Origin of the sequence: Mesorhizobium ciceri WSM4083, from assembly GCF_000519305.1 — a bacterium.
Lineage (GTDB): Bacteria > Pseudomonadota > Alphaproteobacteria > Rhizobiales > Rhizobiaceae > Mesorhizobium > Mesorhizobium ciceri_B.
The window spans coordinates 535,750-553,303 of the sequence record NZ_KI912610.1; the positions used below are offsets into that span (position 1 = coordinate 535,750).

The following is a 17,554-nucleotide window of genomic DNA, read 5'->3' on the forward strand; positions in this document are numbered from 1 at the left end:
ACTACCCGTTGTGGCCGGTAAGCATCAAACCAGATAAACCAAAAGCGCATAGAGCGCTTCGACTGTGCCACGTTGACATGGCGGAAATCCAGCGTTGCGGCAAGGGTTTGCCGCAACACCACGAGTTTAATGCATGTCGACCCAAAAGCGGTCCCGGTTTTGGGCAACGACAGCCAAGGACTTCAGCTTAGAACGGATTCCAGGTGGCGCGCTCGGTAAGCTTCAGATAGCCGAGATTGACGCCGAGCCGGGCACCGACCCCGGTGCGGATCGGCACCAAAATCACATTGTTGTTCTTCAGCACGTTGAAGCCGACGCCAGCCACCACATAGGCCGAACCGGCGACGCCGCCATAGCGATTGTAGAGGCTGCCCACATCGTCGAGATTGTAGACCAGCATCATCACCCGCGACCCCTCGCCGCCGAAATCCCAGCCGAGCGATGGGCCTTGCCAGAACACTTTGTGATCGCCGGCATTCTTGGTGTAGAGCGTGCCTTCGCCATAGGTCAGGCCGCCGATCAGCGCGCCCGAGCCCTCTTCGCCGAGCAGATAGCCGTTGGGCAGGCCGTAGGAAGCAAAAATCTTCTCGACGACCGTGGCGAGCCCGCCCGATGTCGCGCCGAAGAACTTGTGACCGGAATCGACAATCTCCTGAGCGGTGTATTCCTGGGCCCGCAGGGCTGAAGTCGAGAAGACGAGAACGCCCAGGAGCGTGACCGCCATTGAGAAGACACGGAGAAAGCTCCGGTCGTAGTATCGGGAAAACATGCTTCCAATCTCCGTCAGGGAGCACCTTCGCCGACGCCTCGCACCCCGTACGGCTCTTTTAGCTGGCCGTTAAGGGTAACTGTTAGGGGCAAACTATGCCGTAATCCTTTTTCAACCATTAAGCTCACACATGAACATGGCGGTTCGAAGGCTGTTTGGGGTCGCTCAAGTGGGGTCGGCAGCCTGCGTGAACACGCCATTTGCCACAACCACAATTTGGATTTGTTGCTGCACGCACGGGCGCTGTGTATTCAGAAAGCCCGAGGAGAGAGTGCGTGATTCGTGTGGCAGGCGACGATCGATCGCCCGGCCATGAGTTGTGAGATTTTGCAGGGATTTTTCGCCGATGGCCGATCTGTTCACCCTTTCCGCACCCGATCTGGCAGCGCTTTTGTGCAGCCGGGTCTGCCACGATATCATCTCGCCGGTCGGCGCGATCAACAACGGGCTCGAATTGCTTGATGAAGGCGGCGCCGATGAGGACGCCATGAAGCTGATCCGTCAGAGCGCCCGCAACGCTTCGGCCCGCCTTCAGTTCGCCCGCATCGCCTTCGGCGCCGCCGGCTCGGCCGGCATGTTGATCGATACCGGCGATGCCGAAGCGGTCGCCATCGCCTTCCTCAAGAACGAAAAGCCGGAACTGACCTGGAACGGGCCCCGCGCGTTGCTGCCCAAGAACAAGGTCAAGCTGCTGCTCAACCTGATCCTCGTCGCCAATGCCGCCATTCCGCGCGGCGGCAAGCTTTCCGTGACGCTGGAAAATCTTGAGACCGAACCGCGTTTCGCGCTTGCGTCGGCTGGCCCGATGCTGCGTGTGCCGCCGAAATTCCTCGAACTGCATTCCGGCCACAAGCCGGAGGAGCCGATCGACGCGCATTCCGTGCAGCCCTATTACACGCTGCTTCTGGCGCGCGAAGCCGGAATGACGATATCGATCCACGCGACGCCGGAAGAAATCGTGCTTTCGGCGGCCTGATTGCGCAGCCGATAGAGCGAAGTATTTTTACATTGAAATCTGTAATTCCAGCTCATCGACTTGAGATGCGTCTGGTTGTCCAGGCAGTGGCAAAGCATTCGTGAATAAAAGCAGGCATCTGCCGATCTTTGTAAAAATTTTACCTAACGCCTTTTCAGCTTCTTTACCAGATTGGCCTATGGTCGTCCTGGATGCCCCTGACGCTACCGGACTGCCAGAAGGCAAAGAGGACCCGGAAATGAAACGCTGCATGTTCGTCGACGATTCAAGCGTCATCAGGAAGGTTGCAAAACGCATCCTGGGCGGCTCCGAAATGATTGTCATCGAGGCCGCCAGCGGACTTGACGCGCTGGAGATGTGCGCCGCCGACATGCCCGACATCATCGTCGTCGATGGCGCCTTGCCCGACGTACCGGCGGTCGATCTCATCCGTCGCGTCCGCGCCATGGAGAGCCCGATAAGGCCGCAGATCCTGATTTCCCTGGTCGAGCTCGATATTGCTTCGATCATGCGGGCCAAGCGAGCCGGCGCCCAGGGCTATCTCTTGAAGCCGTTCAACCGCCCGCAGCTGCTCGAGCGCTTTCGCACCTTGAAGAGCGCACCTGATTCGGCACCCTTGAGCAATTCCAGAAAAAGTGCGTGACGGTTTCCTGCTCGGAAGCCCAAAAACAGACCCTTACCAGCCGTCATGCAAAAACCCGGCCGAAGCCGGGTTTTTTATTGAAAAGATTCGAACGATTGGTCGTCGCTCAGGCGCTGACGCGAATGTCTTCCGGTTCGCGCAGCACATAGCCGCGCCCCCAGACCGTTTCAATGTAGTTCTGACCGCCCGATGCCGCGTCGAGCTTTTTGCGGAGCTTGCAGATGAAGACGTCGATGATTTTCAGCTCAGGCTCGTCCATGCCGCCATAGAGGTGGTTGAGGAACATTTCCTTGGTCAGCGTGGTGCCTTTGCGCAGCGAAAGCAACTCCAGCATCTGGTATTCCTTGCCGGTCAGGTGCACGCGCTGGCCGCCGACTTCGACGGTCTTGGCATCGAGATTGACCACCAGGTCGCCAGTGGTGATGACCGACTGGGCGTGGCCCTTGGAGCGCCGCACAATGGCATGAATGCGGGCAACCAGCTCATCCTTGTGGAACGGCTTGGTCATGTAGTCGTCGGCGCCGAAGCCGAGGCCGCGCACCTTGTCCTCGATGCCGGCCATGCCGGAGAGGATGAGAATAGGTGTTTTGACCTTGGAAAGGCGAAGCGTTCTCAAGACCTCGTAGCCCGACATGTCAGGCAGGTTGAGATCGAGAAGAATGATATCGTAGTCGTAGAGCTTGCCTAGATCGACGCCCTCTTCACCGAGATCGGTCGTGTAGACGTTGAAACTTTCCGATTTCAGCATCAGTTCGATGCTTTGTGCGGTTGCACTGTCATCTTCTATCAGCAGAACACGCATTTCATTCCCCTTTTCTGCTGCCGGACCATTTCACGACCCGTCCGGATCCGGAGCAGTGGTTGCCTTGTGCAGAGGCTGCCATTGAATGGTTAATAAATCCTAATTTCCCGTCCATGACGGTATCAGATTTTTTAACCTCTTTCTACACCCTCTTGAATCTAATAACGAATCTCAGAACCAAATTCCTAATGCAACACATTAACAACCTGGACTAAGCGACTCCAGGGACTCATCGACGTCGCTTCCGCATCGGTGGCCGGAATTTTTACCCGGCCTTAAGTCCTGACCCGTATGATTAACAATGCCCGTAAACGAATGGTTACCGCCGGCAAAAAACTTTAGGGTTTTGTTTCCCATAGTTCGGGGAAAGGCAGTGGACACGGGTGCGGCCTGGGCGTTTCCAGGTGGTTTGGACGATATGTGCGGGTGTGCGTTTCCGGGAGTACCGAATCATGAAGTCACGTGAAAACCTCGTTCGGCTGAAACAGTTTCAGGTGAATGAGAAGCGGCGGCAGCTGCTGCAGCTCGACATGATGATCGCCGAGTTCGAACGCATGGCCGTCGAGCTGGAGCTTCAGATCACCGCCGAGGAAAAGAAGGCCGGCATCACCGACATCAACCATTTCGCCTATCCGACCTTCGCCAAGGCGGCTCGCCTGCGCCGCGACAACCTCAGGAATTCCCAAAGCGACCTCGCCCAGCAGCGAAGCGCCGCCGAATCATTACTCGGCGAAGCTGAAGCGGAGCTTTCCAAGGCGGAAATGCTGGAATCGCGCGACACGAAGATCCGCGAAGCGGAAGTCGGTGGCCGCAGTGCCATGATCGGCTAATACCCCGCCGTTGGCGGCGTCAACGCTCGCCATCGGGCCGGCGCATTGTCGCGGCTTGCGGCTCCGGCGGGAAAAATGAACCCGCCCTACGCGGCCCAATCCCCTTCACTCTCGGCAATTGCCCTTGCACGGGCATCCTTGATATCCGGAGCATGCTGCTCCGCCCATGACCTGATCTGGGTAAGCAGCCCCGCCAGGTTCTGGCCGAGCTCGGTCAATTCATATTCGACCCGCGGCGGAATGACCGGGAAGATCTCCCGCCGCACCAGTCCGTCGCGCTCGAGCACCCGCAGCGTCTGCGTCAGCATCTTCGGCGTGATGCCTTCGAGCTTGCGGGCGAGCTCGCCATTGCGCAGCCGGCCTTTGCGCAGCGCGCAAACCACCAGATAGACCCATTTGCTGGCCAGCATCTCCAGCACGGTGTGCGAAGGACACGTTCGCCGGAACGCGTCATAGCCGAAACCGCAATCATCTTCACTATCCATAAGGTGCGTATATATCAGGAAGGTACATACTGGACAAGGGACTATTACTATCCAAATGATAGTGGCATCAACCGAGCAGGAGATATCTCAATGCATGCCGTTATCCAGAATTCCGTCGGCGGACCCGACGTCCTTGTCATCGCCCATCAGCCGGATCCCACGCCGGAGGCCGGCGAAGTGCTGGTTCGCGTCAAGGTCGCGGGCATCAATCCGGTCGACGGCGCCGTCCGTGCCGGCTACTACCCCTTGCTCGGCGAGCCGCCCTTCATCCTGGGTTGGGATATCTCGGGAACTGTCGAAGCGCTTGGCGCCGGCGTCACCGGCTTCAAGATCGGCGACGAGGTGTTCGGGATGCCGCGCTTTCCCAAGCAGGCGGCGGCCTATGCCGAGCTGGTTGCCGTACCTGCCGATCAAATCGCACTGAAGCCGAAGGGCGCGGACCACCTCCAGGCCGGGGCCTTGCCGCTTGCCGGCCTCACCGCCTGGCAAGGGCTTGTTCGCCACGGCCGACTGAAATCGGATCAGCGCGTATTGGTGCATGCGGGAGCCGGCGGCGTCGGTCATCTGGCGGTGCAGATCGCCAAGGCGCGCGGCGCCTACGTTGTCGCCACGGCCAGCCCGGCCAAGCTCGATTTCGTCCGCAAACTTGGCGCCGACGAGGTCATCGACTACACCAAGGGCGATTTCACCGACCAGGTTCGCGATATCGATCTGGTGCTGGATCCAATGGGCGGCGACCATGCCGAGAGGTCGCTGAAGGTGCTCAAGCGTGGCGGCGTGCTGGTGTCATTGCTCGACGTCAGCGACAACACAAGGGCCGAAGCCGGTGCGCGAGACATCCGGGTCGAGCGTATGTCCGTCGTGCCCGACAGGGAGGGCCTGGTGGAACTGGCTCGGTTGATCGATGCCAACAAGCTCACCGTCCATGTGGCGAAGAGCTTCCCGCTGGACCAGGCGGGGGCCGCTCACGCCTTCCTCGCCGCCAAGCCGATCGGCAAGGTTGCACTGACCGTCTGAGCGCCAGGCTCGTTTCCAGAACGAAAAGCATTTTGGAAAACACGAAGGGCGCGGGGTTAGCCGCGCCCTTCGTCTAAATTCGCAATGGTCAGTGCCGGTATTGCTGGATGCGTGTCGTGCGCAGCCCGGCAAGGCCATATTCGTCGATCGACGCCTGCCAGGACAGGAATTCCTCGGTGGTGAGCTTGTAGCGTTGGCATGCCTCGTCCAGGCTCAAAAGCCCGCCGCGCACGGCCGCAACCACTTCCGCCTTGCGCCGGATAACCCAGCGACGTGTATTGGTCGGCGGCAGATCGGCAATCGTAAGAGGGCTGCCGTCAGGCCCGATAACATATTTGACTCTCGGTCTAACCAGATCGGTCATCGTACTCTCTACAAAAAACTCAAAGACCCAATCCCCGCCACGTTACCGCCACAGCTTTAAAAATTGCCTAAGCAGACCCTAATGACTAGGTAAGGATCATGAACGCCGCGTTAGTCTTTTCGCCGGCATTTGAAACATCTGCCCGCAAACCCTGATTGGCCGGGGAAAATGCATCCCTTGGCGGAGATCGGCCGCAACCGGTGAATCGCCCTGCACGCTGGCGCGCCGGTAAAGCTTGACCTATATTCTCGACATTGGCATTGAGGCGCCGCGCAGAACGAAAGCATCATGAACAGTCTCGATCTTCCCGGACGTCCCGAAAACACCCGCATCGTCGTCGCCATGTCGGGCGGTGTCGATTCCTCGGTCGTCGCCGGCCTGCTGAAGCGCGAGGGCTACGACGTCGTCGGCGTCACCTTGCAGCTCTACGACCACGGCGCGGCGACGCACCGGGCCGGCTCATGCTGCGCCGGACAGGACATCGACGATGCCCGCCGTGTCTCCGAGACGCTCGGCATCCCCCACTATGTGCTCGACTACGAGGAGCGCTTCCGCAAGGCGGTCATCGATCCCTTCGCCGAGAGCTACGTCGCCGGCGAGACGCCGATCCCGTGCGTTTCCTGCAATCAGACGGTGAAGTTCGCCGACCTCCTGGCCACCGCCAAGGAGCTCGGCGCCGACGCGCTGGCCACCGGCCACTACATCCGTTCCGGCGCCAATGGCGCCCACCGCGCTCTCTACCGTCCGGTCGACGCCGACCGTGACCAGAGCTATTTCCTGTTCGCCACCACGCAGGCGCAGATCGATTATCTGCGCTTTCCCCTCGGCGGCCTGTCGAAGCCCCAGGTTCGCGCCATCGCCGAGGAGATGGGGCTGGCGGTTGCCGCCAAGCAGGACAGCCAGGACATCTGCTTCGTGCCGCAGGGCAAGTATTCCGACATCATCGCCAAGCTGAAGCCAACCGCGGCCAATTCGGGCGACATCGTCCACATCGACGGCCGCGTGCTCGGCCGCCATGAGGGCATCCTGCGCTACACGATCGGCCAGCGCCGTGGCATCGGCATCGCGTCCGGCGAGCCACTTTACGTCATCCATCTCGATGCCGACCGCGCTCGTGTCGTGGTTGGCCCGCGCGAGGCGCTGGAGACGCACAAGATCTATCTGCGCAATATGAACTGGCTGGGCGACGGACCGCTCACAGACGTCCCTGCTGGCGGCCTGGAACTGTTCGCCAAGGTCCGCTCGACGCGACCGCCGCGCCCGGCCGTGCTGCATCATCGTGCCGGTGCCACATGGGTGGAACTGGTTGACGGCGAGTCCGGCATCGCGCCGGGCCAGGCCTGCGTGCTCTACTCCGATGACGGCAACGAAGCCCGCGTGTTCGGCGGCGGCTTCATCGAGCGTTCGGAGCGTGGCGCCGAGGCCGAGGCCATGCTGACCCGGCTTGCCGCCAGGCCGGCCCAAATTCCTGCCGAATAAGATTCCCGCCGAATAATTCGCGCTTTTAGGAATTCGACTTGGTGTGCGTGACCGTGCCGGCGGTCAGGATGCGCAGCACCCTGATGGCTTCCTCGCCGCTGGTACGCGGTTCGGCACGCGTCTCGATGCACTGGATGAAATGCTCCAGCTCGCGTGTCAGCGGCATGCCCTGGGCAACCGCGACATAGGACGGTTCATTGGTGGTGAAGGCCCATTGGCCGCTGTCCTGCCACACCGCGTGACGGTAGACGGCCAGCTTGCGTTCCCATGGCTCGACGTCGTCGAACACCGCCATCGCCTTGGTGCCGACCACGGTCAGCCGCCGCTCGCGATAGGGATTGAGACGCGAGGTGAAGAGATGGCTGCGCAGGCCGTTGGGGAAGCGCATGTGCAGATGCGCGAAGTCGCTGAGATTGTCGAGCAGGGCGGCCCCCTCGCCGCGCACCTCGATCGGCTCTGTGCCGGTGATCGCCAGGATCATCGACAGATCGTGCGGCGCCAGGTCCCACAGCGCGTCGTTCTCTGTGTGGAACTTGCCGAGGCCGAGCCGGTGCGAGTGGATGTAGCGGACTTCGCCGAGTTCGCCCTTGTCGATCAGCCCTTTCAGCGTCTCGAATGCGGGATGGAACCGCAGGACATGGCCGACCATGAAGACGCGGCCATTGTCCTTGGCCGCCTGCACCGCACGCTCGGCATCCGCCACAGTCAGCGCGATCGGCTTTTCCACCAGCACGTCCTTGCCGCCCTCGACGGCACGCACGGCAAGGTCGGCATGGAATTGCGGCGGCAGTGCCATGACAATGGCGTCGATATCGTCACGGACGAACAGCTGGTCCGGCTCGATCGCCAGGCAGTCCTGCTCGCTGGCGAAGCCTTCCGCGCGGGCCCGGTTGGTGTCGGAGACCGCGTGCAGCGCGCCGAGCGCCTTGAGAGTGCGGATGTGGTTGCTGCCCCAGTATCCGCAACCGAGGACTGCTATGCGCGGCTTCATCTGTTTCAAACTCTAAAAACTCGTGGCCGAGACATAGCGACGTGCCCCTTCGAACTCAACCCCGGCGGCGGCAACCAAATGTCCGCACGGCAAAGCTTTTCGATAATGACGATAAGCCGGCAAGCCGGTTGCTTCGAAGCTTGACAGGTTCACCCTCCCAACCTTATATCCGCGCGACCTTGGCGAACGCCCCCCGACATGCCTTTCGATTTGAGGCGGATTTCGGGTCTTTCGCCGCCCTGGCGGGGTAGCTCAGTTGGTTAGAGCACGGGAATCATAATCCTGGGGTCGGGGGTTCAAGTCCCTCTCCCGCTACCAAAATCCAGTTAAGCCATTGAAATGGCTAAAAAATTTATACGCAATGGTAGCGCTTCTGGTTGAAATTGTTCAATAATTTCAATGCGGCGCCATCGTGCTCCTCCCCTGGTAGAGACGAGAAGAGTAACGCGTTCCTCGCTTGGACGAGGATTAATCCCGATTGCATCGCTCGGACCTCGACCTATGCAAGCCGTTCCGCATGCCATCTCAGATGGTCGTCCATGAATGTCGAAATGAAGAAGTACGAATGGTCGTATCCGTCCTGCATGCGCAACGTCAGCGGAATGCCGGCTTTGGTGCAGGCGGCCTCCAATAGCCAGGATCTCAGCCCGTCATTCAGGAACCCGTCCGATGTTCCCTGATCGACGAGAAATTCCGGGAAGCGGCGCCCGTCTTCAACAAGCGAAGTAGCGTCATAGGTCCGCCACGCGGCCTCATCCATGCCGAGGTATTTTTCAAAAGCCGGCCTTGACCAGCCGGCAGTGCTTGGCTGCACGATCGGCGCGAAGGCCGAGCAGCTCCTGAACCGCTCCGGGTTTTTCAGGGCGATCGTCAGTGCACCATGCCCGCCCATCGAATGGCCCGTTATGGCTTGGCGTGACATGTCTGCCGGAAAATTCGCTGCTATCAACGCCGGCAGTTCCTCGACGATGTAGGAATACATGCGATAGTTCTTCGCATAAGGCTCCTGCGTTGCATCAAGATAGAAGCCGGCGCCGCTGCCAAACTGCCAATTGCCCTTGTCATCAGGGATGTCGGCGCCACGCGGACTGGTGTCCGGACAGACAACGATCAGGCCCAGTTCGGCGGCCATGCGCCTGTATCCCCCTTTGTCCATGACATTTTGATGAGTGCAGGTCAGCCCCGACAGATGCCACACCACCGGGCAAGGCGATTCCTCAGCCTGTGGAGGCACGAAAACGGCAAACGTCATGTCGCAGGAGCAACCCGTCGACAGGTGCGAATAGACGCCCTGCACCCCGCCACGGGATTTTGCCTGAGAGATGGTCTTCATCGGTTCCGGCATATTCCCCCTCCGCAGATTTCAAACGCCAATGGGCCGGCGTCTACGGCATCGACCCTGATCGCGGCAATCCGCGCGGATCCGGTGTAGGTCGAATCGACCGGCGGCACAGGCATCCGGAATGCCGATCGCGCCGCCGGCCTAACGCCCAATGTCGGGGAGGCACAGTATTTTGGGAACACAGAGCCTTCGACGCGGGCGGATCTTGTGAGCCGGTCAGTAAACCACGACGCTGCGAATGCTCTCACCGGCATGCATGAGGTCGAAACCCCTATTGATGTCCTCGAGCTTCAGCGTGTGAGTGATCATCGGATCGATCTGGATCTTGCCGTCCATGTACCAGTCGACAATCCTGGGCACGTCGGTGCGGCCGCGCGCGCCACCGAAGGCGGTGCCCATCCAGGTGCGTCCGGTGACCAGCTGGAACGGCCGTGTCGAGATCTCCTGGCCGGCACCGGCGACACCGATGACGACCGACTTGCCCCAGCCGCGATGCGAGGCTTCCAGCGCCTGACGCATCACCTTGGTGCTGCCGGTGCAGTCGAATGTGTAGTCGGCGCCGCCGATCTGGTCGGCGCCACGCTTGGTCATGTTGACGAGGTAGGGCACGACATCGCCGTCGATCTCCTTCGGATTGACGAAATGCGTCATGCCGAACCGCTCGCCCCACTCCTTCTTGTCGTTGTTCAAATCGACGCCGATGATCATGTCGGCGCCGGCAAGCTTCAGGCCCTGGATGACATTGAGGCCGATGCCGCCGAGACCGAAGACGACCGCGGTGGCGCCGATCTCGACCTTGGCGGTGTTGATCACAGCACCGATGCCGGTGGTGACGCCGCAGCCGATGTAGCAGATCTTGTCGAAGGGCGCGTCGGGATTGACCTTGGCCAGAGCGATCTCGGGCAGCACGGTGAAGTTGGAGAAAGTCGAGCAGCCCATGTAGTGAAAGATCTTGTCCTTGCCGATCGAGAAGCGCGACGAGCCGTCCGGCATCAGGCCTTGCCCCTGCGTCGCGCGAATGGCCGTGCAAAGATTGGTTTTTCGCGACAGGCAGGAATGGCACTGGCGGCATTCGGGCGTGTAGAGCGGGATGACGTGGTCGCCCTTCTTGAGCGAGGTGACGCCCTTGCCGATATCGACGACGACGCCGGCGCCCTCATGGCCGAGGATGGCTGGAAACAGGCCTTCCGGATCGGCGCCCGACAGCGTGAATTCGTCGGTGTGGCAGATGCCTGTCGCCTTGATCTCGACCAGCACTTCGCCCTCACGCGGCCCGTCGAGGTCGACCTCCATGATCTCCAGCGGCTTTCCGGCGGCGACAGCGACAGCGGCGCGGGTTTTCATTTTTTCTCTCCCACAACTTTATTTTGCCGGGCCATAGCGCGGCTCTTTGTGATCAGATTATGCGGCGATCTTGCCGGGGCCAGCGGGGAACACGCCCGACATCACCGTAAAGCCCTTGATGCGTTTCACGCGATCGCACCAGCGCCGAATTGCCGGATAGTCCTGGCGCGGAATACCGCCTTCCTCCGACAGGATGATGTAAGGAAAACAGGCGATGTCGGCGATGGTCGGGTGAGTGGCCGAACAGATCCAGTTGCGGCCCTGCTGTTCGCCGAACCACAGATGTTCGTCGAGGATACGGAATAGCCGGTGCGCGCCGGCGCGGGCTGCGTCGATGTCGAAATCGTAGAACAGCGCATCGTGCAATCGCGCAGCCGACGATGTCGACGTGATGCCGTCGGCGAAGGCCAGCCACTGGCTGATTTCCCCGAGCAGGGCCGGATTGTCCCTGGAATACCAGGTGGCGGATGGGTCGTATTTCGAAGCGAGATAGACCAGGATTGCCTGGGCATCGCGCAGGATTAGCCCGTCATCCTCGATGACCGGCAGTTGGCCGAGCGGATTGAGCTTCAGGAACCACTCCGACTTGTGTTCGCGTCCAGGATAGAAGTCGACCGGCACGGTCTTGTACTCAATGCCGAGAAAGCTCATCAGCAAGCGCAGCTTGTAGCAATTGCCGGACAGTTCGTAGTCGTAAAGCGTAATCATCGGCAGCTCCTAGATGTCCAGCACGAGGCGCGCCGACTTGGCGCGCGAAACGCAGGTCATGATCTTGGTTCCGGCCTTCCTCTCGGCATCGTTGAGGTAGACGTCCTGATGGTCCGGCTCGCCCTCGATCACTGTCGCCACACAGGTACCGCAGGCGCCTTGCTCGCAGGATGACGGAACGTCGATGCCACTTTCGCGCATGACCTGCATGATAGTCTTGCCCGCCGGCACCTGAAGCGTGACGCAGGAGCGCGCCAGCGCTACCTCGAAGCTCGAACTGTCGTCGATCTTGTTGGTGTTCTTGAAATACTCGAAATGGACAGCGGCATCCGGCCAGCCCTGATCGGCCGCTATCTTGCGCGCAGCCTCCAGCATTGGTCCGGGACCGCAGATGTAGAGATGCATGCCATTGCGGTAAGCGGCGAGAATCTGTCGAAGCTCGGCACCGGTCGCGTCAGGTGAGAGCCCAAGATGCGGTTTCAGCGCATCGCCGAGATGTTTCAGCCGATCGGCGAAAGCGAGGTGTTCTTCACCCTGTGCGAAATAATGAAGCTCATGCGTCAGTTCCTGGTTCTTCAATGCCTGGGCCATGGCGAGCAGCGGCGTGATGCCGATGCCGCCGGCGACGAACAGCGTCTTGATCGCATCGCGGCGCAGCGGGAAGTTGTTGCGCGGCTCGGAAATCGCCAGCACGTCGCCTTCGCGCACTGTCTCGTGCATGCATTTCGAGCCGCCTTTCGAATCCCGCTCCAGCTTGACGCCGATGACGAAGCTGTCGGTTTCACCGGGGCCGTTGGTGATCGAATACTGCCTGACCTCGCCATTGGGCATATGGACGTCGATATGGGCACCAGGCTGGAAGGTCGGAAGGATGCCCTTGATCGGGCGAAGCTCGAAACCGGCGATGCCGTCAGCGGTCTGCCATTTCCTGGCCACGCTGACTCGCAGCGCCGCCTTGCGACCATGCGTGGTCATTTCCGGCATCTCGGCGAGTTCGGCCGACACCCTTTCGTAGATCGGTTCGATAGGGGTGGGCGCAGGCGCACTTGCCGCTTCGCGCTCGACCTCATCGCGCAGCCTGGAAAGCCGTTCATTGTGATGACGCAGGATGGCGAGGCGCGCGGCCCCTTCGGCCTCCTGATCGAGAACCCCGCGGATCACCGAGCGGTTTGAATCCACTGGCTGAACGAAGAACACGCCGTGCGTCTCGGCACCTCCAGCGCGCGAATGCAGCGCCACGACAAAATCCCGCGCGGCCTCGATGACGGTTTGCGCGCCCCCGCCATCAATCGCCGCATTGGGTTGGAAGCGATAGGCCTTCAGTCTCTCGATGACTTTGTCGGCCGGCGCGTCGACCGGAATTCCGCGCAAGGCGAGCAGCTTGCCTTCGGCCAGTGCGGCAACATCGGGTACTTCGCCGCGTGGCTCTTCCGAGGACCAGACCAGGCCGTAGCGCTCGACCGCCGGGAAGGTGCGATTGGTGATGGTGCGGGCCGGTGCGTCGGCCGGATGCGCCGGAATATAGGTGCAGCCGGCGGTGCGGTTCGAATAACGCCAGCCGTGATACTGGCATTTCAGCTCACGCCCATCATTGATGCCGATCGACAGCCTGACGCCGCGATGCAGGCAACGGTTCTCCCAGATGTTGACGTAACCGTCGTCGGCCCGCCACACGGCAAATTCCCGGCCGAGCAGCTGGCCATGGAAAACATGGCGGAACGGCAGGTCATGGGCAGCAGCGATCGGATGCCACTGGCTTTTGGCTACTTCCAGCATTCGTCGTCTCCAAAAATGTCTTGTCAGGCCGCGACCGGAATGACGCCGTAGGTGATGCCCTTCTGGCTGAGCCATCGCCTGTAGGCGATGGCCGACTTGTCGGCGCGGATTGGGGTCTCGGCGCGCGGATCCAGCGGCAGGCGCTTTGGCACCTGGTTTTCCAGGATCGGCTTGTCCTGGCCGAAGATCGTCTGCTGAAAGCGCTTGATGACCTTGTCTTCATTGTCTTCATCAAGCACGCAAAGCAGCATGTGGGCGCGCACGTGCTCCTGATCGACCGGCTGCAGGAAGACGGCAATGACATCGCGTCGGGCCTCGTCGACCGGGCTCGATTTGTAGAGCACCGAGCAATAGGGATGCGGCACGCGATAGACGTAGTCGACATCGGCTCCGCCATCGGACGCGGTCGAAGCCATCGGCTGGAAGAAGCGACAACGTGTGGCCAGGATCTCGTCGCGATCGACGGAGATCTCGACATCATATTCCTTGACTTCGGTGTGCGGCTCGACGCCGAGAATATCGGTGTGCACATAGGGGAAGTGACCCATGTCGAGAAAATTCTCGATGGCACGCGGGGCCGAGACGTTGACGCCAAACGTTGCCGCATTGAGCTTGCGGCGGTCAGGCTCCTCATATTCCGGGATCGGGAAAAGATCGGCGGGCGGTGAGCCGAGCGAGGTCCAGACATAGCCGTAGGTGCTTCTTGCCGGCAGCCTGTCGGCGGCTGAAATTTGACCAACCCCTTGTGCACCCGGACGCGAGCGCCAGACGACGGGCTCGCCATCCGCATTGAACGCGAAGCTGAGGCGCTCCTCGAGCAGAACGGTTTCCTGGACGCCGCCAGGTGCAGCCTCGGCGATCGCCCCTATCGGATGCCAAAGATTGAGGATCACGGGATCAGAGCATTTTGTCATCATATTACCCCTTGAATGCCCCTCGGACGTCATCAGGCTTGTGCCGGTATCGCGCCATAGGTGACGGCACGGTCACGCAGCCAGCGCCGATAGGAAACCGAGACGGCATCGGCACGGATCGGTGTCTCGGCGCGCGGATCGAGCGGCAGACGCTTGGGGACCTGGTTCTCCAGGATCGGCTTGTCCTGGGCAAAGATCAATTGCATGAAACTGCGCACCGTCGCCGCGTCCATGCCTTCCTTGAGATAGCAGAGATAGGGATGCGCGACGCAGTTCTCTTCGTCGACCGGCTGCACGAACAGCGTGATGACATCCAGCCTGTCCTTCTGGATCGGATTGCTCTTGTAAAGCGCCACCGTGTAGGGCCGGATCACCTTGTAGATGTACTCGACGACAAACCCTTCCTTTGCGGTCGGCGACGCGATGGGCTGGTAGAATTTGCACTCGGTCGCCAGCACCTCGTCCTGAGGCGTGATTTCCACCTTGTAAGGGACCACTTCCGTATGCGGCTCCTCACCGAGCCAGCCGGTGTGGATGAAAGGGAAATGCCCCATGTCGAGAAAATTCTCGACGGCGCGAAGGCCCGACACCTTGACCGCGATCGACCCACCATTGACCAAGTGCCGATCCGCCTCATTGGCCTCGGGAATGTAGATGATGTCGCGCCAGGGCCTGTCCAGGCAGGTCCAGATGAAGCCATAGCGCTCGGCACTGTTCAGCGTGGCGCCCGTATCGCTGCGAATGACTTCGATCTTGTTTGAGCGTGCGTGAACGGCGAGATCGACCCCGAGCAGGCGTGTCGCAAATGGCGTGTCCTGGCTGAGCGATTCCTGGTCCGCGACGATATGCCAGTCGTTAAGAAGCTCGCGGTCAACGCAACGGGTTGCCATCGGCTTCCCTCCCAACTCGGCTAGCCCTTCACAATGAACCTAGCCCAACGTCTCGACATAACGAGATCACAAGATTGGATACCAATCAATATTTTTTTGTCATTCAAAATCCTTTTTTGTGTTGACAGATTAAGGTGATTGAATTCCGATATGGGAAAGCTGAACCTGGGATATGTCGCACCCCGACAGGGCATAGTCCTATAACGAAAGCCTGCTGATGATGTCGTCGAAGTGGCGGAGGACCGCGCCTTGAGCAGCCGCTCCCAGACGATCGCGGACACGCTGACCCGCGCCATCATCGACCATCGGCTGGTGCCCGGCTGCAAGCTCGGTGAACGCGAACTCTCTGAAATATTCAACGTCAGCCGCATCGTGGTGCGCCAGGCCTTGATCCGGCTCGCCGACGACGGGCTGGCGCAGATCGAACGCAACCGCGGCGCCTTTGTCGCCAAGCCGAGCATGCAGGAAGCGATGGAGATCTACGATGCCCTGACGCTCGTCGAGCAAGGCGTTGCGGCGCAGCTCAGCGATCGGCTTGGCCCGGCCGGCTGGGCCGAACTGCGCCAGCATGTCGAACGGCAGCGGCAGGCGGTGGCTGTCGGCAACGATGCGCTGGCGGACGTGCTCGGCCAGGAATTCCACACCGTGTTCGTGCGCCTCAGCCGCAACAAGGTCATGCAGGAAATCCACGCCCAGCTGGTGCGCCGCACGACGCTACTGCGCTCGCTCATCACCGCCGATTTCGACTATTGCAATCTGCTGGACGACCACTCGCGGGTCGTCGATCTGCTGGAAAAGGGCCGCCTGAAACAGGCCATGGACCTGATAGACAGCCACCATCGCGCGGTGGTGCGGGGCTACATCATGGATCGCGAAGTGTTTCCGGAGATGACGCCAGCCGAAGCGTTGGCGCCTTATCTCGACGGCAGGACCGACGGCGCAACTGTGCCGGTTGCGCCAAGAAAACCAGCCAACGCATCAGGGAGTGGCGGTAGCACGGCGCATGTGCACGTCCATCTCCCCAAAATAGACCGGGCACCGACAAGCCGGGCGTCAACAAAAAAAACCAACAGAGGGTTACCATCATGAACGATCTGACAAGACGCAATTTCCTCAAATACAGCGGCGCGCTCGGCGCTGCGCTCGGCACCGGAGGACTGACAACGATCGCGCGCGCCCAGGAGGTGCTGAAGATCGGTGCCGTCTATGTCTCGCCGGTCGCCGAGATCGGCTGGACCAAGCAGCACAGCCTCGGTGTCGACGCCATCAAGGCCGCGTTCGGCGACAAGGTCGAGCTCACCGTCATTGACAACATCTTCATGCCGCAAGATGCGGAGCGCATTTTTCGCGAGCTGGCCAGCGCCGGCAACAAATTGATCTTCGGCACCAGTTTCTCGCACGGCACCCCGATGCAGAAGGTGGCGCCGCGCTTTCCGAAGGTCGCCTTCGAACATTGCTCCGGCATCGTCCACCTCGCCAATCTAGGCACCTTTGAAGCCAAATATTACGAGGGCACTTTCGTCGCCGGCGCGGCCGGCGGCTACATGTCGAAATCAGGCAAGATCGGCTTCATCGGCGGCTTCCCGATTCCGGATATCGTCGGCCCGGCCAACGCGCTGCTGCTCGGTGCGCAAAGCGTCAATCCGAACGCCACCTGCAACGCCATCTTCCTGAATTCCTGGTTCGATCCGGGCAAGGAGAAGGAGGCGGCCAAGACGCTGCTTTCGCAAGGCTGCGACGTCATCTGCTCGATGACCGACACGGCAACCGGTGTCCAGGTCGCCGGCGAAGGCGGCGCCTGGTCGATCGGCTATGCCAGCGACATGGCGAAGTTCGCTTCGGGCAAACAGCTGACGTCATTCGTGCTCGACTGGACCAGCGATTATGTCGGCGCAGCCAAGGCTGTCGCTGCCGGCACCTGGAAGCCGGAAGTCCGTTGGGACGGACTGGCAGGGGGCGTCGTAAAGATGGCGCCCTACAATGACGGCATACCGGCCGACACCAAGGCCAAGCTGAAGCAACTCGAGGCCGACATCGGCAGCGGCAAGGTACACCCCTATGGCGGCGAGCTGAAGGACCAGGACGGCAACGTCAAGGTCGCTGCAGGCTCGGTCTTGGCCGATGACGATGTTCGCGGCATGAACTGGTTCGTCAAGGGGATGATCGGCAAGCTGAGCTGAGCGCCATCAAAGAACAGGGAGACACCGGAGCCGACCTTCGGCGT

General features: G+C 60.7%; 18 protein-coding genes and 1 tRNA gene. 8 read left to right on the forward strand and 11 right to left on the reverse strand.

The annotated features are described in order from the left end of the window. Positions 1-187: 187 nt before the first annotated feature. A complete protein-coding gene (locus MESCI2_RS0128680) occupies positions 188-724 on the reverse strand; it encodes a DUF1134 domain-containing protein (RefSeq protein WP_245270509.1) in 537 nt (178 codons plus the stop codon). Positions 725-1,115: 391 nt separating this feature from the next. Here MESCI2_RS0128680 and chpT point away from each other — a divergent pair, with 391 nt between their 5' ends. Together chpT and MESCI2_RS01000000135850 are read left to right on the forward strand one after the other, a co-directional pair. Further along, on the forward strand, positions 1,116-1,745 hold the full coding sequence (gene chpT / locus MESCI2_RS0128685; RefSeq protein WP_024504504.1) for a histidine phosphotransferase ChpT: 630 nt from the start codon (positions 1,116-1,118) through the stop codon (positions 1,743-1,745). Between the two features lie 238 nt (positions 1,746-1,983). Beyond that, on the forward strand, positions 1,984-2,388 hold the full coding sequence (locus MESCI2_RS01000000135850) for a response regulator (RefSeq protein ID WP_032901484.1): 405 nt from the start codon (positions 1,984-1,986) through the stop codon (positions 2,386-2,388). A 106-nt stretch (positions 2,389-2,494) separates the two neighbouring features. Here the strand turns inward: MESCI2_RS01000000135850 and ctrA are convergent, their stop codons facing one another. Then, positions 2,495-3,190, reverse strand: a complete 696-nt coding sequence (gene ctrA / locus MESCI2_RS0128695) for a response regulator transcription factor CtrA (RefSeq protein ID WP_006203583.1) — start codon at positions 3,188-3,190, stop codon at positions 2,495-2,497. A 452-nt stretch (positions 3,191-3,642) separates the two neighbouring features. Here ctrA and MESCI2_RS0128700 point away from each other — a divergent pair, with 452 nt between their 5' ends. Then, complete coding sequence (locus MESCI2_RS0128700) at positions 3,643-4,020, forward strand: flagellar export protein FliJ (RefSeq protein WP_013529907.1); 378 nt, start codon at positions 3,643-3,645, stop codon at positions 4,018-4,020. An 86-nt stretch (positions 4,021-4,106) separates the two neighbouring features. Here MESCI2_RS0128700 and MESCI2_RS0128705 read toward each other — a convergent pair whose 3' ends face one another. Beyond that, on the reverse strand, positions 4,107-4,505 hold the full coding sequence (locus MESCI2_RS0128705; RefSeq protein ID WP_023809911.1) for a winged helix-turn-helix transcriptional regulator: 399 nt from the start codon (positions 4,503-4,505) through the stop codon (positions 4,107-4,109). Positions 4,506-4,595: 90 nt separating this feature from the next. On the opposite strand from MESCI2_RS0128705, the gene MESCI2_RS0128710 reads away from it, so the two are divergent. After that, positions 4,596-5,522: an NADP-dependent oxidoreductase gene (locus MESCI2_RS0128710; RefSeq protein ID WP_027039470.1), complete on the forward strand. Its 927-nt coding sequence runs from the start codon at positions 4,596-4,598 to the stop codon at positions 5,520-5,522. Positions 5,523-5,610: 88 nt separating this feature from the next. Here MESCI2_RS0128710 and MESCI2_RS0128715 read toward each other — a convergent pair whose 3' ends face one another. Further along, positions 5,611-5,886 carry a DUF1153 domain-containing protein gene (locus tag MESCI2_RS0128715; protein ID WP_013529904.1) on the reverse strand — a complete coding sequence of 92 codons (276 nt, stop codon included), beginning with the start codon at positions 5,884-5,886 and terminating at the stop codon, positions 5,611-5,613. A 288-nt stretch (positions 5,887-6,174) separates the two neighbouring features. Here MESCI2_RS0128715 and mnmA point away from each other — a divergent pair, with 288 nt between their 5' ends. After that, on the forward strand, positions 6,175-7,365 hold the full coding sequence (mnmA, locus tag MESCI2_RS0128720) for a tRNA 2-thiouridine(34) synthase MnmA (RefSeq protein WP_027039471.1): 1,191 nt from the start codon (positions 6,175-6,177) through the stop codon (positions 7,363-7,365). Positions 7,366-7,390: 25 nt separating this feature from the next. On the opposite strand, the gene MESCI2_RS0128725 is transcribed toward mnmA, so the two are convergent. Next, positions 7,391-8,356 (reverse strand): Gfo/Idh/MocA family protein, encoded by a 966-nt coding sequence (locus MESCI2_RS0128725; RefSeq protein ID WP_027039472.1) that lies wholly within the window; start codon positions 8,354-8,356, stop codon positions 7,391-7,393. A 241-nt stretch (positions 8,357-8,597) separates the two neighbouring features. Here MESCI2_RS0128725 and MESCI2_RS0128730 point away from each other — a divergent pair. Next, positions 8,598-8,674 (forward strand) — tRNA-Met (locus MESCI2_RS0128730). A gap of 181 nt (positions 8,675-8,855) precedes the next feature. Here MESCI2_RS0128730 and fghA read toward each other — a convergent pair. From fghA to MESCI2_RS0128760, 6 genes are all read right to left on the reverse strand, one after another. Further along, complete coding sequence (gene fghA / locus MESCI2_RS0128735; RefSeq protein WP_032901413.1) at positions 8,856-9,701, reverse strand: S-formylglutathione hydrolase; 846 nt, start codon at positions 9,699-9,701, stop codon at positions 8,856-8,858. 213 nt (positions 9,702-9,914) lie between these two features. Beyond that, the gene (locus MESCI2_RS0128740) at positions 9,915-11,042 is read right to left on the reverse strand and encodes an S-(hydroxymethyl)glutathione dehydrogenase/class III alcohol dehydrogenase (protein ID WP_027039474.1); all 1,128 of its coding nucleotides are present in this window, start codon (positions 11,040-11,042) and stop codon (positions 9,915-9,917) included. A 57-nt stretch (positions 11,043-11,099) separates the two neighbouring features. Then, positions 11,100-11,750 (reverse strand): glutathione S-transferase family protein, encoded by a 651-nt coding sequence (locus MESCI2_RS0128745; RefSeq protein WP_027039475.1) that lies wholly within the window; start codon positions 11,748-11,750, stop codon positions 11,100-11,102. Positions 11,751-11,759: 9 nt separating this feature from the next. Beyond that, on the reverse strand, positions 11,760-13,526 hold the full coding sequence (locus tag MESCI2_RS0128750; RefSeq protein ID WP_027039476.1) for a Rieske 2Fe-2S domain-containing protein: 1,767 nt from the start codon (positions 13,524-13,526) through the stop codon (positions 11,760-11,762). Between the two features lie 23 nt (positions 13,527-13,549). Next, positions 13,550-14,443 (reverse strand): aromatic ring-hydroxylating oxygenase subunit alpha, encoded by an 894-nt coding sequence (locus MESCI2_RS0128755; protein WP_027039477.1) that lies wholly within the window; start codon positions 14,441-14,443, stop codon positions 13,550-13,552. Between the two features lie 29 nt (positions 14,444-14,472). Then, positions 14,473-15,330, reverse strand: coding sequence for an aromatic ring-hydroxylating oxygenase subunit alpha (locus tag MESCI2_RS0128760; RefSeq protein WP_027039478.1), 858 nt, complete (start codon positions 15,328-15,330; stop codon positions 14,473-14,475). A 249-nt stretch (positions 15,331-15,579) separates the two neighbouring features. Here MESCI2_RS0128760 and MESCI2_RS01000000135855 point away from each other — a divergent pair, with 249 nt between their 5' ends. Then, positions 15,580-16,419 carry a GntR family transcriptional regulator gene (locus MESCI2_RS01000000135855; RefSeq protein ID WP_032901485.1) on the forward strand — a complete coding sequence of 280 codons (840 nt, stop codon included), beginning with the start codon at positions 15,580-15,582 and terminating at the stop codon, positions 16,417-16,419. Further along, positions 16,416-17,510, forward strand: coding sequence for a BMP family ABC transporter substrate-binding protein (locus MESCI2_RS0128770; protein WP_027039479.1), 1,095 nt, complete (start codon positions 16,416-16,418; stop codon positions 17,508-17,510). Before MESCI2_RS01000000135855 ends, MESCI2_RS0128770 begins: the two co-directional genes overlap by 4 nt. The last annotated feature ends 44 nt before the right edge of the window (positions 17,511-17,554 follow it).

Coding starts and splice junctions, on each gene's coding strand:
- MESCI2_RS0128680 (WP_245270509.1), bottom strand. CDS start 724: ATGGCGGTCACGCTCCTGGGCGTTCTCGTCTTCTCGACTTCAGCCCTG.
- chpT (WP_024504504.1), top strand. CDS start 1,116: ATGGCCGATCTGTTCACCCTTTCCGCACCCGATCTGGCAGCGCTTTTG.
- MESCI2_RS01000000135850 (WP_032901484.1), top strand. CDS start 1,984: ATGAAACGCTGCATGTTCGTCGACGATTCAAGCGTCATCAGGAAGGTT.
- ctrA (WP_006203583.1), bottom strand. CDS start 3,190: ATGCGTGTTCTGCTGATAGAAGATGACAGTGCAACCGCACAAAGCATC.
- MESCI2_RS0128700 (WP_013529907.1), top strand. CDS start 3,643: ATGAAGTCACGTGAAAACCTCGTTCGGCTGAAACAGTTTCAGGTGAAT.
- MESCI2_RS0128705 (WP_023809911.1), bottom strand. CDS start 4,505: ATGGATAGTGAAGATGATTGCGGTTTCGGCTATGACGCGTTCCGGCGA.
- MESCI2_RS0128710 (WP_027039470.1), top strand. CDS start 4,596: ATGCATGCCGTTATCCAGAATTCCGTCGGCGGACCCGACGTCCTTGTC.
- MESCI2_RS0128715 (WP_013529904.1), bottom strand. CDS start 5,886: ATGACCGATCTGGTTAGACCGAGAGTCAAATATGTTATCGGGCCTGAC.
- mnmA (WP_027039471.1), top strand. CDS start 6,175: ATGAACAGTCTCGATCTTCCCGGACGTCCCGAAAACACCCGCATCGTC.
- MESCI2_RS0128725 (WP_027039472.1), bottom strand. CDS start 8,356: ATGAAGCCGCGCATAGCAGTCCTCGGTTGCGGATACTGGGGCAGCAAC.
- fghA (WP_032901413.1), bottom strand. CDS start 9,701: ATGCCGGAACCGATGAAGACCATCTCTCAGGCAAAATCCCGTGGCGGG.
- MESCI2_RS0128740 (WP_027039474.1), bottom strand. CDS start 11,042: ATGAAAACCCGCGCCGCTGTCGCTGTCGCCGCCGGAAAGCCGCTGGAG.
- MESCI2_RS0128745 (WP_027039475.1), bottom strand. CDS start 11,750: ATGATTACGCTTTACGACTACGAACTGTCCGGCAATTGCTACAAGCTG.
- MESCI2_RS0128750 (WP_027039476.1), bottom strand. CDS start 13,526: ATGCTGGAAGTAGCCAAAAGCCAGTGGCATCCGATCGCTGCTGCCCAT.
- MESCI2_RS0128755 (WP_027039477.1), bottom strand. CDS start 14,443: ATGATGACAAAATGCTCTGATCCCGTGATCCTCAATCTTTGGCATCCG.
- MESCI2_RS0128760 (WP_027039478.1), bottom strand. CDS start 15,330: ATGGCAACCCGTTGCGTTGACCGCGAGCTTCTTAACGACTGGCATATC.
- MESCI2_RS0128770 (WP_027039479.1), top strand. CDS start 16,416: ATGAACGATCTGACAAGACGCAATTTCCTCAAATACAGCGGCGCGCTC.